This is a genomic window from Streptomyces sp. TP-A0874, assembly GCF_001748085.1.
Classification (GTDB): Bacteria; Actinomycetota; Actinomycetes; order Streptomycetales; family Streptomycetaceae; genus Streptomyces.
Genome location: NZ_BBZK01000007.1, coordinates 152579 through 167814 on the forward strand (window position 1 = coordinate 152579; position 15236 = coordinate 167814).

Here is a 15236-nt window from a genome sequence, read left to right on the forward strand (position 1 = left end):
GATGCCCCCGGCCACAAGTCGTGCGGGTGGAACGCGCACGGGCACCCGCCGGCTACCCGGTGACGTGGATGCTCTCGATGATCTTCCGCTGGTCCGCCGCGCTGAGCTTGCCCTCCTGGGCGTCGATCCGGACGGCGAAGACACGACCCTCGGAGTCCACTCCGGTGATCACCGAACCGTCCACCGTCGCCCCCTTCTCCGGGGTGTTGTTCATCCCGTTGGAGACGTAGGTGAGCTTGACCTTCTTGGCCTTGTCCACGCCCTGCACGGAGATGTCCTCGGTGCCGGTCCAGCGTGCGGTCGCCTGTACCGTCCCCTCCATGGCGACGGCCGCCTCCTCGGCGTCGGCGACCTCGGTGAAGTCGCTCTGGATGGAGATCATCGCCGCGAGGCGACCGTCTTCCTCGAAGGTGGCGACCGCGTCGTTCGACTCGGCCCGGTCGGCCTCGCTCTGCTCGGTGAACCCCTTCGGGTAGGAGACGGAGACGGTCGGACCCTCCAGGGTCTTCCAGCCCTCCGGAGCTGCGGAGTCATCGGAGCCGTCCTGCCCCCCGCAGCCGGCCAGCAGGACCCCGCCGGCCAGCAGCGCGACGGCTGCGAAAGCCGTTCGTCGGTATGGACGCTTCATGATCATCTCTCCTTGCCGCACGGATTCAGCTGGCGCATTCGCTGAAGGGAACGAAGGAACGATTCCCGTCGCTGTCCGGTGCGCCCAGAAACTCGGCCTCTTTCACGGTCTTCTCGGTGGACGAGGTGGTGTAGGCGCCACCGATCCCCACGATGCCCAGGTTGATGTCCAGCCCGGTTTCCGAGGCGTCTTCCACATTGTCGTACGTAGTCTTACTGACGACGCCGCTCTCGTACAGCATGTGGCCCCAGGGGTCGCTGTCTCCCGGGTCGGTCTCCGGGATCGGGGCGTTGGCGAAGAGGTAACCGAACATGTCCTCGGCGCCGCCGCTGAGCATGTCCTGAGTGAGCTGGTTCGTCATCTTCTTGTCCGCGTCCGGGCCGAACGGCACCGTGGTGCTGATCACCTCGATGCTCGATCCGCCCTTGTCGACGCCTACCTTGCCCTCGCCGCCCTTACCCACCGGGCTCTTCGCGCTCGCCCCGCCCTTGAGCGTCTTGTCGATGGTCTGGGTCATGGTGATCGACTTGAGTTCGCCGGTCTTCTGGTCGACCGTCATGGTGATGGCTCCGGTCCGGCCGATCTTCGCCTCACCGTGTGCCTCCCCGACGACCGCGTCGACGTTGGCGTTGACTCCGGCCTCACCGCGGGCCTGGAAGGTGTACGACTTGGTGCCGGTGGTGTCGTCCGTGGCCCAGATCACATCACCGCCCATACTGACCTTGGCGCCGGCGCCCGCGCTGGGCAGCAGCGAGTCCTCGTCGTCGCCGTCGCCGTCGCCTCCGGAGTCACCGTCGTTGTTCTTTTTGCCCTTGCCGGGACCGAACTGCATGCCGCCCTCGACGCCGACGTCGACGGAGACCTGTCCGGTTGAGATGTGCTTCTTGCCCAGCTGGGACTGGAGCTCCTTTTTGATCTTGTCTTCCTCGGCCTTGGGGCCCACGCCGGCCCAGCCCAGTGGCGTCGTGACCAACCCCGCCGGGCTGCTGTTGAGCCGGTGGAGGTTCTGGTACCTCTCCAGGCTGTCCTGGAACTCCTTGGCCTCCTCCGGGCTGTCGAAGACCCAGGTGTCCCCGGCGGAGACCTTGATGCCGGCGCCGATCTCGACCTTGGCCTCGCCGACGTTGCCGACCCCGGCCTTCGCTCCGAAGGAGCCCTTCACCGAAGCGGCGTCGGTGAAGGTGATCCGCGTCTCCTGATCCTTCTCGTCGATCTTGCCGTCGCCGTTGGTGTCTCGGTTGACCCAGTTCGTCGAGGTCTCGAAGCCGTATTCCACCCCGCCTTCGGCACCCCAGCCCATGAACGAGACATTGGCCTTCCCGCCCTTGGTGGATGCCACCGAATGGGTCTGGCAACTCGTGGGCTGGTATTTGGCGTTGGGGTCCCCGGACGCTTCCTTGTCGCCACCGGACCCGCAACTTCCGCCGAGCGCCTGGCAGATCTTGTCCCGGATGTTGTCGCCGATCGGCAGCACCGTGCCGACCAGCGCGGAGAACACCGCCACCACGACCACGACCATGCCGATGTACTCGGCTGCGGTCGCCCCCCGGTCGGTGGACCAACCCGACCTGTTTCTCGGGCCCCTGGCCCAGCACCACCACATGTTGTGTCCTCCCCTGTGCGGCTGCGAAGGGGAGCTTATGGGCAACAGGAGTTCGGACCGTAGGGCCAGGGGCCTAATTATGGGCCTAGTTCGGGGAGTTATCCGGGCGAATTCGGGCCTTCGGTGCAGGTGTGGAGCGGCTGCCGGGCAGAATCCACCGTCGAAACGTCTCCTGACGGCCCGACAGGTCGTTCGAGGCGTGGGATCCGGTGGCGCCTGAAAACCGTGGAGGGCCGTCGAGTCGGCCCGGAAGACCGGCGCAGTCGGTGGGGGAGGGCGCGACCGGGGTTCAGCCGGTGGGAGCGGTCGCCTGCCGAACCGCCTCCGCGACCGGGACGTCTCCGCCGACCAGTTCGAGGGTGCGGCCGGCGGTGTCCCGGTCGTCCAGCAGGGCGAGCAGCACCGCGGCGACATCGTCCCGGGAGACGGCGGCGCGGCCGGTGCTCTCGGCGAGTTCGACCAGGCCCGAACCGGGTTCGTCGGTGAGGCGCCCCGGGCGCAGGATCGTCCAGTCCAGGCCGGTACGGGCCCGGAGGGACTCCTCCGCGGCCCGCTTCGCGCGCAGATAGGCCGCGAAGACCGGCTCCGTCCCGGGCGGCGGCTCGGCGCCCGCCCCCATGGAGGAGACCAGCAGGAAGCGCCGGACGCCGGCCGCCTCCGCGGCGTCGGCGAAGAGCACCGCCGCACCCCGGTCCACGGTGTCCTTGCGGGCGGCGCCGCTCCCGGGTCCGGCGCCCGCCGCGAACACCGCGGCGTCCGCGCCCCGCAGGTGTTCCGCCACCTCGCCGACCGAGGCGGTCTCCAGGTCGCAGAGCGCCGCCTGGGCGCCCTCGGCCCTCAGCTGCTCGGTCTGCTCCGGTTTCCGGACGAGGCCGACCACCGTGTCTCCCCTGGCCGCGAGCAGCCGCTCCAGCCTCCGGGCGATCTGACCGTGTCCACCAGCGATGACGATGCGCATGGGGTGACGGTACGCGGTCGACGGGGCGGGCCGCGGGTCCGGCGCGCTGACGCCCTCAGGGCCGCTGGTCGTCGGCCGCCGAGCGGCCCTGCCGCGGAAGGTCCGGGGTGCGGAGCAGAGTGGGGTCGCAGTACTCGCGGACCGCGCTGGTGCGGCTCACCACGCGCCCGTCGTGCACCACGACCCGGCTGTAGCCGAGCGAGAGCACCCCCGCGAGCTGTTCGCCGCGGACGGCCAGGAGCTCCGCGGGAAAGCCGGCCTCCACCCGTACCTCGGGTAGTCCCATCGCCGCCCGCGCCCCGCTGCTGACCGCCGCGTAGGCGTCCACCGGCCGTTCCCCCGACTGGGCGGCGAGGAGATAGGCGGCCTCCAGTGGATCGCCCCGCCCGACCGGGTTGGCCGCGTCCCGCAGCGCCCCGCTGCCGGCCACCACCCGCACCCCGGCCGACCGCAGCAGCCGGACCGGCGGGAGGCAGGTCCCGGCGGGCGGTAGCCGGTCGCCCTCCATCGCCGTGCAGCGTCCCTGCGGCAGGCAGACCACGGTCACGCCGGCGGCCGCCAGCCGGTCGGCCGTGCGGGCCGCGGTCTGGTGGGGGAAGAGCGCCGGCCCGGTGCAGGGGCCGATGGTCACCGACGGGCGCAGGCTTCCCGCCATCGCCGCCAGTCGGGCCAGCCGGGCCGGATCGTCCCCGTCGGTGTGGAGGTCGACCGGGCAGCCGTACTCGGCCGCGAGGTCGAGGACGGCTTCGACGTAGCCGGTGGGGTCGGGGTCGACGTCCGGGCAGCCGCCGATGACGGCCGCACCCATCTTCACGGCGTCGCGGAGCATCGCCAGGGCGTCGGCCCCGGCGACCCCGGTGAGCAGCCTCGGCAGCGCGACCACCGAGAGGTCGGTGAGGCCGCGCAGCGCGCGTCCGGCTTCGAGTGCGGCCTCCAACGAGGCCAGCCCCCGCAGGTCGCCCATCCGGACGTGGCTGCGCACGGCCGTCACCCCGTGGCTGAGTTGCAGCAGGGCGGACTGGGCGACCCGGCGTCGGACCTCCGCGGGTGTGTGGCGGAGCGGGCCGGCCTCCGCGGTGAACGCGGTGTCGCCGTGGGCGTGGGGCTCGGCCGGGGCGGGCAGCAGCAGATGACCGGTGAGGTCCAGCCTCGCGCCCGGTCCGGCCGGCGGGAGCGCGGCGGTGGTGGATCCGCCGGGGGCGTCGGCTGCCGGGGGACGGGCTCCGGTGGCCGGGGGCGCGCTGCCCCGCGCCAGGCTGCCGGCGGTGCCGACGGCCTCGATCCGGCCCCCGCTGAGGCGCACGTCCACCGTGCGGCCGTCGACCAGCCGGGCGTTGCAGAGCAGCAGGGCGTCGGACCGGGGAGAGGCGCCCTCGTGCCCGGGGGGCTGCGGCAGGCTGTCGGGCATCGCGCTCCTGGGGGGATCTGGCGGTCAGCGGTCCAGGAAGTACGCTCCGCGGCTCGGTGCGTGGAACCGCCGTGCGCACCCGCAAGATCACGAAGCGGTGTGGTGAGCCTATGGGGGAGCGGAGGCGGCTTCCCGGAGGAGCGGAATAGTCGTACCGGGAAGGTCGGCGGAGGCTCTGCCCGGGCACATCGGGGGAGGGGCTGACGGACGGGATACGGATTTCACGTTCGGCGGCTCAGCGTGTAATGTCGTCCCCGCTCGCCCCAATAGCTCAGTCGGCAGAGCGTCTCCATGGTAAGGAGAAGGTCTACGGTTCGATTCCGTATTGGGGCTCTGATGTGCGATCGGCTCGTCTTTCCAGGCGGGCCGGGCACGCATCAAAGCGGTGTAGCTCAGTCGGTAGAGCAAGCGGCTCATAATCGCTGTGTCACCGGTTCAAGTCCGGTCACCGCTACTGACAGTAGCCGATTGTGAGGTCTGTCCTTCGGTCGGCTACTCCTTTCTGCGTTCATCTGTCATCCGTTCGTCAAGGAGCACTCACGTGGCTGCCACAGACGTCCGCCCGAAGATCACGCTGGCCTGCGTGGAGTGCAAGGAGCGGAACTACATCACCAAGAAGAACCGGCGGAACAACCCGGACCGCCTGGAGATGAAGAAGCACTGCCCGCGCTGCAATGCGCACACCGCGCACCGCGAGACGCGCTGATTCGAGATTCACTGTGAGGCCGTCCCCGATTCCGGGGGCGGCCTCCTGTTGTCCCGTGCACCCGTGCGGCGGTATCCACGCGTGCACCGTTCACTTCAGCAGCGAAAGGTGTCGGACCGATGGCGCTGGACCAGTCCTTCGTCGGCAGGAGCTATCCGCCCACCCGGCCTTACGAGGTCGGTCGGGAGAAGATCCGCGAGTTCGCCGAGGCGATCGGCGACCCGAACCCGGTCTACACCGATCCGGAGGCCGCCACAGCGCTGGGCTACCCGGATGTGATCGCCCCGCCCACCTTCGTCTTCGCGATCACCTTCAAGGCTGCCGGACAGGTGATCGAGGATCCCCAGTTGGGGCTGGACTACAGCCGGGTGGTGCACGGCGACCAGAAGTTCGTCTACTCCCGCCCGGTCCGGGCCGGGGACCGGCTCTCGGTGACCTCGTCCATCGAGTCGATCAAGTCCATGGCGGGCAACGACGTGATGTCGGTACGCGGTGAAGTGCACGACGAGAACGGCGAGCACGTGGTGACCGCGCACACCATGCTGGTGGCGCGCGCTCCGGAGGAGGGCTGAGATGGCGGCGGAGATCTCCTACGCGGATGTCGAGGTCGGCGCGGAACTGCCCGCCCGGTCCTTCCCGGTGACCCGCGAGACACTCGTCCGGTACGCCGGAGCCTCCGGTGACTTCAACCCGATCCACTGGAACGAGAGCTTCGCCAAGCGGGTCGGCCTGCCCGACGTGATCGCCCACGGCATGTTCACCATGGCGGAGGCGATCCGGGTGGTGACTGACTGGGTGGGCGACCCCGGGGCCGTCCTCCAGTACGGGGTGCGGTTCACCAAGCCCGTCGTGGTGCCGAACGACGAGGCGGGAGCCGTGATCGAGGTCACCGGCAAGGTCGCCGCCAAGCTCGACGACGAGGAACGCACCGTCCGGGTGGACCTGGTCGCGACCAGCGCCGGGCAGAAGGTGCTGGGCATGTCCCGGGCCGTGGTCCGGCTCGCCTGACTCCCGCAGCCCGAAGACCCGGCCACCCGTGGTCCACGCGGTCCTCGGGGAGGGCGACCGGCGGCCGCCTAGCCAGGCGGCGGCCCCCGGCCCCTTAGGCTTGGGCCGTGCAGGAAACCCACGACGCGCCCCTCGCCCCGCTGACCACCTTCCGCCTCGGCGGTCCGGCCACCCGACTGCTGACCGCGACCACCGACGAGGAGGTGGTGGCCGCCGTACGGGAAGCCGACGCCCACGGCACCCCGCTGCTGATCATCGGCGGCGGTAGCAACCTCGTCATCGCCGACAAGGGCTTCGAGGGGACCGCTCTGCGCATCGCCACCACCGGCTTCGACCTCGACGGGACCCGTCTGGAGCTCGCCGCCGGCGAGAACTGGTCCGATGCGGTCGCCCGGACGGTGGAGGCGGGGCTGGCCGGTGTCGAGTGCCTCGCCGGCATCCCCGGCTCGGCGGGTGCCACCCCGATCCAGAACGTCGGCGCCTACGGCCAGGAAGTCTCCGCCACCATCACCGAGGTCCTGGCCCTGGACCGGAAGTCCGGGGAGCAGGTCACCCTGGCGGGCGCGGAGTGCGGGTTCTCCTACCGCAGCAGCCGGTTCAAGACGGACCCGGAGCGCTACGTGGTGCTCCGGGTCCGTTTCGCGTTGGAGGACGCCGGCGGTCTCTCCGCCCCGCTTCGCTACGCCGAGACGGCCCGTGCGCTCGGTGTGGCGCCGGGGGACCGGGTACCGGCCGCCGAGGCCCGGGAGACCGTCCTGAAACTCCGGGCCGGCAAGGGCATGGTGCTCGACCCGGAGGACCACGACACCTGGTCGGCCGGCTCGTTCTTCACCAATCCGGTGCTCACCAGCGCCGAGCACGAGGCGTTCCTGCGGCGGGTGGCCGAACGGCTCGGCGCCGACACCGCGCCCCCCGCCTACCCGGCCGGCGAGGGGCTGGTGAAGACCTCCGCCGCCTGGCTCATCGACAAGGCGGGCTACCGCAAGGGCTACGGCGCCGGCCCGGCCAGGATCTCCACCAAGCACACGCTGGCCCTCACCAACCGGGGCAGGGCCACCACCGAGGACCTCCTGGCGCTGGCCCGAGAGGTCCGCGACGGCGTGCAGGAGGCCTTCGGCGTGACGCTGGTCAACGAGCCGGTGACGGTCGGGGTCAGCCTCTGAGACCGGCCGCCGGGCCGCTCTCCGGCCCCGCGAGCCAGGCGTCGATGCCCTCCAGCAGCCGCTCCCGCACCTCCAGGGGGGCGCGCGAGCCCCGCACCGACTGCCGGCCCAGTTCGGCCAGTTCGCTGTCGGAGAAACCGTGCGCGGAGCGGACCAGTTCGTACTGGTCGGCGAGCCGGGAGCCGAACAGCAGCGGGTCGTCCGCACCCAGCGCCATCGGCACCCCGGCCTCGTACAACGTCCGCAGCGGTACGTCCTCGGCCTTCTCGTAGACCCCCAGCGCCACGTTCGAGGCCGGACAGACCTCGCACGTCACCCCGCGCTCGGCGAGCCGGGCCAGCAGCCGCGGGTCCTCCGCCGCACGCACACCGTGCCCCACCCGCCCCGCGTGGAGGTCGTCCAGGCAGTCCCACACGCTGCCGGGTCCGGAGAGCTCGCCGCCGTGCGGCGCCGCCAGCAGGCCGCCGTTCCGGGCGATGGCGAAAGCCCGGTCGAAGTCCCGGGCGAACCCGCGCCGTTCGTCGTTGGACAGGCCGAAGCCCACCACCCCGCGGTCGGCGTACCGCACCGCCAGCCGCGCCAGCGTACGAGCCTCCAGTGGGTGCTTCATCCGGTTCGCCGCGACCAGCACCCGCATCCCGACCCCGGTCTCGCGGGCGGCCTCGTCCACCGCGTCCAGGATGATCTCCATGGTGGGGATGAGCCCGCCCAACCGCGGCGCGTACGAGGTGGGGTCGACCTGGATCTCCAGCCACCCCGACCCGTCGGCGGCGTCCTCCTGCGCGGCCTCCCGGACCAGGCGCCGGATGTCCTCCGGGGAGCGCAGGCAGGAGCGCGCGATGTCGTAGAGCCGCTGGAAGCGGAACCAGCCCCGCTCGTCGGTGGCGCGCAGTTGCGGAGGGGCGCCGCCGCTCAGTGCCTGGGGCAGGTGCACACCGTACTTGTCGGCGAGCTCCAGCAGCGTGCTGGGCCGCATCGAGCCGGTGAAGTGGAGATGCAGGTGCGCCTTGGGCAGCAGACGGACATCACGGGCGGACGAGCGGGGGGCCTCCCCGGTAGACAACGACATTCCAGGATCTTGCCGTATCGGCGGCCCGGCCCGGTAGTGGGGTTTCCCGAACGGAGACTGCCTCGCAGAACTGTGCGAAACAGCGGCTCCGGCTTGGCTCCGCCGGTGCGGCGGCACGGGCAACGGGGCCCCCGGAAACATCCCGGGAGCCCCGCTGTGTTCCATCTCACCCCGCGGTGGGTGCCTGGGTCAGTCCCGGGCCTCCTCCAGCAGCTTCTGGATCCGGGAGACGCCCTCGGCGAGGTCCTCGTCGCCGAGCGCGTAGGAGAGCCGCAGGTACCCCGGGGTGCCGAAGGCCTCGCCGGGGACGACCGCCACCTCGGCCTCCTCCAGGATGATCTCGGCCAGCTCCACCGAGGAGCTCGGGCGCCGGCCCCGGATCTCCTTGCCGAGCAGCCCCTTCACGGAGGGGTAGGCGTAGAAGGCGCCCTCCGGCACGGGGCACTCCACGCCGTCGATCTCGTTCAGCATCCGGACGATGGTCCGGCGCCGCCGGTCGAAGGCCTCGCGCATCTCGGCCACCGCTGTCAGGTCGCCGGAGACGGCCGCGAGGGCCGCCGCCTGGGAGACGTTGGCCACGTTGGAGGTGGCGTGCGACTGGAGGTTGGTCGCGGCCTTCACCAGGTCCTCCGGCCCGATGATCCAGCCGACCCGCCAGCCGGTCATGGCGTAGGTCTTCGCCACCCCGTTGACCACGACGCACCGCTCGCGCAGTTCCGGAACCAGCGCCGGCAGCGAGGCGGCGCCCGCGGTGGCGGCCTCGCCGTACAGCAGGTGCTCGTAGATCTCGTCGGTCAGCACCCAGAGACCGTGCTCGGCGGCCCAGCGGCCGATCGCCTCGACCTGCTCACGCGGGTAGACGGCGCCCGTGGGGTTGGACGGCGAGTTGAACAGCAGGACCTTGGTCCGCTCGGTGCGGGCCGCCTCCAACTGCTCGACGGAGACCCGGTAACCGCTCGTCTCGTCGGCGACCACGTCCACCGGCACCCCGCCGGCCAGCCGGATCGACTCCGGGTACGTCGTCCAGTAGGGGGTCGGCAGGAGGACCTCGTCACCGGGGTCGAGCATTGCGGCGAACGCCTCGTAGATGGCCTGCTTGCCGCCGTTGGTGATCAGCACCTGGGAGGCGGCGACCTCGTAGCCGGAGTCGCGCAGCGTCTTCGCCGCGATGGCGGACCGCAGCTCGGGGAGCCCGCCGGCCGGGGTGTAGCGGTGGTACCGGGGGTTGCGGCAGGCCTCGACCGCCGCGTCCACGATGTAGCCGGGGGTCGGGAAGTCGGGCTCTCCGGCGCCGAAGCCGATCACCGGGCGCCCCGCAGCCTTGAGGGCCTTGGCCTTGGCGTCGACGGCGAGGGTCGCGGACTCGGAGATGGCACCGACCCGGGCCGAGACCCGTCGGTCGCGTGGGGAAGAGGAGGTTGCAGCGCTCATGGGCGCATCGTCCCAGACCGTTCCGGGGAAGCGCACACCATACCGGGGTACGAGACGGGTGCGAGGGGCGCGGCACCGGCCGGGAGGAGAGGTTCGTGTTCGACGCGGGGCCTGCGAGCACGTACACTCAACCGTCGTTGGCTTTCACCAGCCGCACCGGGCTGCGCACTCCGTGCTCGCGGACGAATGCGGTAGGTTGGGGTGAGTCACGAAGGGTCGTAGCTCAATTGGAAGAGCACTGGTCTCCAAAACCAGCGGTTGTGGGTTCGAGTCCCTCCGGCCCTGCTGCACATGTCCTTACCAGGGCGTGTACACCATTGCATGCAAAGACAACGCACCGCCGTGCGGCTCGACCGGGCGCGGCACGGCCACGACCCGGATCAGGTGAGGACGAGTGACGGAAGCCATCGGCTCCACCGCGACGCCTGAAAGTGGTCGTCCGGAGGACGAGGGGGCGAAGAAGCCCCGTCGCGGTGGCAGGCGTGGAAAGAAGGGTCCGTTGGGTCGGCTCGGGCTCTTCTACCGGCAGATCGTCGCGGAGCTGCGGAAAGTCGTCTGGCCCACGCGCAGCAAGCTGGTGACCTACACCACAGTGGTGATCATCTTCGTTGTCATCATGATCTGTCTCGTGACCGTGATTGACTATGGGTTCGGCCAGGTCGTCAAGTACGTCTTCGGCTGACCCCCGCGGGGGCCGTCCGTCGGGCGATACACGCCTCCGCATGGTTCAACCCCTTGAAGCCAGGAAGAAGAGCAGCCACCGTGTCTGACCCGAACCTGAACGACGCCATCGAGCCCCGTGAGGGCGAAGAGGCTGCGGCGACGGCCGACGCTGCCGAGGCTGCACCGGAGACGGCCGGCTCCAGCGTGGCCGACGTCGACGCCGCCGAAGTGGCGGCGGAGACCGCCGAGTCCGGTGGTGAGCCGGAGGAGGAGGCCGCCGAGGCCGAGGCTCCGGAGGTCGACCCGGTCGAGGAGCTCCGCCGCGAGCTGCGGGCCCTCCCGGGCGAGTGGTACGTCATCCACACCTACGCGGGCTACGAGAACCGCGTGAAGACCAACCTCGAACAGCGGGCGGTCTCGCTCAACGTCGAGGAGTACATCTTCCAGGCCGAGGTGCCGCAGGAAGAGGTCGTCCAGATCAAGAACGGCGACCGCCGCACCGTCCGGCAGAACAAGCTGCCCGGGTACGTGCTGGTCCGGATGGACCTGACGAACGAGTCCTGGGGCGCCGTCCGCAACACCCCGGGTGTCACCGGATTCGTCGGCAACGCCTACGACCCCTACCCGCTGACCCTGGACGAGATCGTCAAGATGCTCGCCCCGGAGGCGGAGGAGAAGGCCGCGAAGGCCGCCGCCGAGGAGGCGGGCGTGCCGGTGCCCAGCCGTAAGGTCGAGGTCCAGGTGCTGGACTTCGAGGTCGGGGACTCGGTCACGGTCACGGACGGCCCGTTCGCGACGCTCCAGGCGACCATCAACGAGATCAACGCCGACTCCAAGAAGGTCAAGGGGCTCGTCGAGATCTTCGGTCGCGAGACCCCGGTCGAGCTGAGCTTCGACCAGATCCAGAAGAACTGACGCGTACCGGGCAGCGTTCGCCCGTCGGGGCGTCGTTGCCCGATACGGCAGCAGCGAGCGTTCCGCGGGAGCCGGGGCCGATACCGGAGAGATCCGGTCGGGCCCCGGCTCCCGCGGTGTTCGCGCCGGTCGGTCGGAACGGGCTTCGGGCCCGCGCTGACCTCCCGGTTTCCAGTCGCGCAGCCATACCCGTTATCGTTGTGCGGTATGCCTCCAGCCGGATGCCGGACTGGGGGCGAGAACCTCTCACTAGGACCCGGAGAGAGCAATGCCTCCCAAGAAGAAGAAGGTCGCGGGGCTGATCAAGCTCCAGATCCAGGCCGGTGCCGCCAACCCGGCTCCGCCCGTCGGCCCGGCGCTGGGCCAGCACGGCGTCAACATCATGGAGTTCTGCAAGGCCTACAACGCCGCGACCGAGTCGCAGCGCGGCATGGTCGTGCCGGTGGAGATCACGGTCTACGAGGACCGTTCCTTCACCTTCGTCACCAAGACGCCGCCGGCCGCGAAGCTGATCCTCAAGGCCGCCGGGGTGGACAAGGGATCCGGCGAGCCGCACGTCAACAAGGTCGCCAAGATCACCCGCGACCAGGTGCGTGAGATCGCCACCACCAAGATGCCCGACCTCAACGCCAACGACGTGGCGGCCGCCGAGAAGATCATCGCCGGCACCGCGCGTTCCATGGGCGTCACGGTCGAGGGCTGACAGCCACCCGCTCAGCACCACCCGTGGGAGGACCGGCGCGGTCCGCACCACGACTCCACAGAATCCGAGGAGCAGCAGTGAAGCGCAGCAAGTCCCTCCGGGCTGCGGACGCGAAGATCGAGGCGGGGCACGCCTACGCCCCGCTCGAAGCCGTCCGTCTGGCCAAGAAGACCTCCGCCACGAAGTTCGACGCGACCGTCGAGGTCGCCATGCGGTTGGGCGTCGACCCCCGCAAGGCCGACCAGATGGTCCGCGGCACCGTGAACCTCCCGCACGGCACCGGCAAGACCGCCCGGGTCCTGGTCTTCGCGACCGGTGACCGTGCTGCGGCCGCGGAGGCCGCGGGCGCCGACATCGTCGGCGCCGACGAGCTCATCGACGAGGTCTCCAAGGGCCGTCTCGACTTCGACGCGGTCGTCGCGACGCCGGACCTGATGGGCAAGGTCGGTCGGCTCGGCCGGGTGCTCGGCCCCCGCGGCCTGATGCCCAACCCGAAGACCGGCACCGTCACCCCTGACGTGGCCAAGGCCGTCACCGACATCAAGGGCGGCAAGATCGAGTTCCGGGTGGACAAGCACTCGAACCTCCACTTCATCATCGGCAAGGTCTCCTTCGACGAGACCAAGCTGGTGGAGAACTACGGCGCCGCGCTGGACGAGATCCTCCGGCTCAAGCCGTCCGCCGCCAAGGGCCGTTACATCAGGAAGGCGGTCCTGACCACCACGATGGGCCCCGGCATCCAGATGGACGCCAGCCGCACCCGCAACCTCCTCACGGAGGAGCCCGCGGTCTGAGCCGTACCCGCACACGGCGGCCGGAGACGCGCACGCGAATCCGACGGGCCCCGCACACCCCGCCTTGCCGGGTGTGCGGGGCCCGTCGCCGTTTTCGCTCTGCCCGAGGGCGGTCTTCCGCTCGCTGCCCCCGGCCACCCGGGGGGCAGCAGGTTTCGGGTAGGAAGTGTGATGAATTCTGGTGCGACGTGTGATCGTTTTCGCGCTAATCTTCACAGACATTGTCGATGTGCAGTCAGGTGCATCAGGGGTGGGGATATGGCCGGAAGAACCGATGGCGCCGTGCGGGACCGGGGCAGACGGGGAGGAGCCCTGCGTACGGCGGGTGCGGTACTCGCGGTCGTCCTGCTCTCCGGCGCGGCGGCGGGGTGCGGGCGGTCGCCGGTTGGGGAAGCGCGGCAAGCGGAGGAGAGCAGTCGGGGGAGCGTGGCTCCGAAAGAACGACTCCAGAGCCGGGACGAGGCCGTCCAGGAGTTGAAGGCCGTGCAGGGGGTGGTGCGGAAGTCCGGATCCGCCACTTTCCAGATGAATCTCACGGTCAACGAAGAGGGGACGTTGACCTCGGGAGCCACGAGATGGGATCCGTACGTCGCCGAGGTCAGGGTCGACGGGCCGTTTCTCGCAGAGCCCGAGTCGGACACCTTGGTTCAAGCGGGCTCCACCCGCATGGTCTGGCGGGACGGCGTGGTTCTGGTGAACGGCCGCGACTCGGAGGTGGATGCGCTGAAGGGCAGGGAGTGGCTGCGGGCGGACCTCCCGGCGCTGGCGGATCGGCCCGCGGGGGCCCGGTTGAACTCCGGGGTGGTCCGCTGGCTGGCGGGCGCCGGCCAGGACCCGACGAAGTACCTGGCGTTGCTGGCCGACGCGCCGGATCTGAGGCACCTCGGTGCCGAGTCCCTCGACGACGTGCCGACCCAGCGATACAAGGGCCGGCTGGCGTTGGAAGAGGTGCTCGGCCGCGCGGAGGCCGCGCACATGTTCACGCCGATCGAGCGTGCGGCCGTGGGCACTCCCGCGGAGCGGGTGGCGCTCACCGGCGGGAGTGCGCGGCCGGGCGGGGACAAGCTGCTCATCGAGATGTGGGTCGACGAGGACCAGCACCCGAAGCGGATCTCGCTTCGGCTGGACGCCACGCCGGTCTGGTTCGACTGCCAACTGGCGTACTTGAACCCCGGCATCCACTTCGACGCGGAGGAACCCTCCCCGGACGAGATCCTCGACTGGAAGCAGTTGTCGAAGCCTCTCGACACCCTTCTGCTCGGGGTGTTCGACGAGGGCGGAGCCGCCTCCTGAGGGGGCCGCGGCTTCGGCGCCGGGCGGATTTGCCGGGAGTGGCTCCGTTCGCGTAATCTTCGCGAGAAGCCAAAGACCGCTGGTCGCCGAGGTGCTCCGAAAGGGAGCGCAGCGGCCGAAGGTTCCGCGTACGGCGGACGACCCGCGCAGGTGATCGGATGAGCTCCCGGACGGTTGTGTCCGGTCGAGTATCGCCCCGTGCGCCTGCGCCCGGGGCGTTTCGTTGTCTGCAGCCCCTTCCGAGCGGTCCTGATCAACCGGAAGGAGGCCGAGGCTCATGGCGAGGGAGCAGGTAGCACCCGACAAGATCGCCGCTGTTGAGGAGATGACGGAGAAGTTCCGCAACTCCAACGCCGCCGTCGTGACCGCGTACACCGGTCTCACCGTGGCACAGCTCAAGGAGCTGCGCCGTTCGCTCGGTGAGAACACTCAGTACCGTGTGGTGAAGAACACGCTGACCAAGATCGCGGCCAATGAGGCCGGGATCAACCAGCTCGACGACCTGTTCCAGGGATCGTCGGCGGTCGCCTTCGTGACCGGGGACCCGGTCGCGGCGGCGAAGGGCCTGCGGGACTTCGCCAAGGACAACCCCGCCCTGGTCATCAAGGGCGGTGTCCTCGACGGCAAGGCGCTGTCGGCGGACGATTTTAAGAAGCTCGCGGACCTCGAGTCCCGCGAGGTGCTGCTCGCCAAGCTGGCCGGTGGCATGAAGGCGTCCATGGCGAAGGCCGCGGCGACCTTCCAGGCCCCGCTCTCGAAGTTCGTCCGCACCGCGGACGCGCTCCGGGACAAGCGCGAGCAGGGCGGTGCCGGTACGCCGGCTCCCGCCGAGGCCGAGGCGGCCGAGTAGTCAGCCCCCACGCCCTCCGGGGTGTGGCACGCATCCGCGTGTGA

Annotated in this window: 16 protein-coding genes and 3 tRNA genes; 13 read left to right on the plus strand and 6 right to left on the minus strand. The window is 70.3% G+C overall.

Going from position 1 to position 15236, the window contains the following annotated elements; genetic code table 11:
• Positions 1-52: 52 nt before the first annotated feature.
• The 4 genes from BGP73_RS12930 to BGP73_RS12945 all read right to left on the minus strand — a co-directional run bounded on the left by BGP73_RS12930 (position 53) and on the right by BGP73_RS12945 (position 4597).
• Positions 53-628, minus strand: a complete 576-nt coding sequence (locus tag BGP73_RS12930) for a hypothetical protein (protein ID WP_069814789.1) — start codon at positions 626-628, stop codon at positions 53-55.
• 25 nt (positions 629-653) lie between these two features.
• On the minus strand, positions 654-2147 hold the full coding sequence (locus BGP73_RS12935; protein WP_069814480.1) for a hypothetical protein: 1494 nt from the start codon (positions 2145-2147) through the stop codon (positions 654-656).
• A 373-nt stretch (positions 2148-2520) separates the two neighbouring features.
• A complete protein-coding gene (locus tag BGP73_RS12940) occupies positions 2521-3189 on the minus strand; it encodes an SDR family oxidoreductase (RefSeq protein WP_069814481.1) in 669 nt (222 codons plus the stop codon).
• 55 nt (positions 3190-3244) lie between these two features.
• Entirely contained in the window at positions 3245-4597 is a 1353-nt protein-coding gene (locus BGP73_RS12945; protein WP_069814482.1) for an amidohydrolase family protein, read from the minus strand.
• Between the two features lie 260 nt (positions 4598-4857).
• Here BGP73_RS12945 and BGP73_RS12950 point away from each other — a divergent pair.
• From BGP73_RS12950 to BGP73_RS12975, 6 genes are all read left to right on the plus strand, one after another.
• Positions 4858-4930, plus strand: a tRNA-Thr gene (locus tag BGP73_RS12950).
• Positions 4931-4978: 48 nt separating this feature from the next.
• Positions 4979-5051, plus strand: a tRNA-Met gene (locus tag BGP73_RS12955).
• A gap of 87 nt (positions 5052-5138) precedes the next feature.
• Positions 5139-5303, plus strand: a complete 165-nt coding sequence (rpmG, locus tag BGP73_RS12960; protein ID WP_003948671.1) for a 50S ribosomal protein L33 — start codon at positions 5139-5141, stop codon at positions 5301-5303.
• A 119-nt stretch (positions 5304-5422) separates the two neighbouring features.
• Positions 5423-5875, plus strand: coding sequence for a MaoC family dehydratase N-terminal domain-containing protein (locus BGP73_RS12965; protein ID WP_069814483.1), 453 nt, complete (start codon positions 5423-5425; stop codon positions 5873-5875).
• A gap of 1 nt (position 5876) precedes the next feature.
• Positions 5877-6311 (plus strand): MaoC family dehydratase, encoded by a 435-nt coding sequence (locus tag BGP73_RS12970; protein ID WP_069814484.1) that lies wholly within the window; start codon positions 5877-5879, stop codon positions 6309-6311.
• Positions 6312-6418: 107 nt separating this feature from the next.
• Positions 6419-7474, plus strand: coding sequence for a UDP-N-acetylmuramate dehydrogenase (locus BGP73_RS12975; RefSeq protein ID WP_069814485.1), 1056 nt, complete (start codon positions 6419-6421; stop codon positions 7472-7474).
• Here BGP73_RS12975 and BGP73_RS12980 read toward each other — a convergent pair.
• Positions 7464-8543 (minus strand): adenosine deaminase, encoded by a 1080-nt coding sequence (locus tag BGP73_RS12980; protein ID WP_069814486.1) that lies wholly within the window; start codon positions 8541-8543, stop codon positions 7464-7466. The genes BGP73_RS12975 and BGP73_RS12980 overlap by 11 nt on opposite strands.
• A gap of 189 nt (positions 8544-8732) precedes the next feature.
• Entirely contained in the window at positions 8733-9974 is a 1242-nt protein-coding gene (locus BGP73_RS12985) for a pyridoxal phosphate-dependent aminotransferase (RefSeq protein WP_069814487.1), read from the minus strand.
• Between the two features lie 212 nt (positions 9975-10186).
• Here BGP73_RS12985 and BGP73_RS12990 point away from each other — a divergent pair.
• From BGP73_RS12990 to rplJ, 7 genes are all read left to right on the plus strand, one after another.
• A tRNA-Trp gene (locus tag BGP73_RS12990) sits at positions 10187-10259 on the plus strand.
• 109 nt (positions 10260-10368) lie between these two features.
• Positions 10369-10656, plus strand: a complete 288-nt coding sequence (gene secE / locus BGP73_RS12995; protein WP_069814488.1) for a preprotein translocase subunit SecE — start codon at positions 10369-10371, stop codon at positions 10654-10656.
• 80 nt (positions 10657-10736) lie between these two features.
• Positions 10737-11552: a transcription termination/antitermination protein NusG gene (gene nusG, locus BGP73_RS13000; protein ID WP_069814489.1), complete on the plus strand. Its 816-nt coding sequence runs from the start codon at positions 10737-10739 to the stop codon at positions 11550-11552.
• Between the two features lie 268 nt (positions 11553-11820).
• A complete protein-coding gene (rplK, locus tag BGP73_RS13005; RefSeq protein ID WP_069814490.1) occupies positions 11821-12255 on the plus strand; it encodes a 50S ribosomal protein L11 in 435 nt (144 codons plus the stop codon).
• A gap of 77 nt (positions 12256-12332) precedes the next feature.
• Entirely contained in the window at positions 12333-13049 is a 717-nt protein-coding gene (gene rplA, locus BGP73_RS13010; RefSeq protein WP_069814491.1) for a 50S ribosomal protein L1, read from the plus strand.
• A 426-nt stretch (positions 13050-13475) separates the two neighbouring features.
• Positions 13476-14342 (plus strand): hypothetical protein, encoded by an 867-nt coding sequence (locus BGP73_RS13015; RefSeq protein ID WP_069814492.1) that lies wholly within the window; start codon positions 13476-13478, stop codon positions 14340-14342.
• A 277-nt stretch (positions 14343-14619) separates the two neighbouring features.
• Positions 14620-15192 (plus strand): 50S ribosomal protein L10, encoded by a 573-nt coding sequence (gene rplJ / locus BGP73_RS13020; RefSeq protein WP_069814493.1) that lies wholly within the window; start codon positions 14620-14622, stop codon positions 15190-15192.
• Positions 15193-15236: the final 44 nt, after the last annotated feature.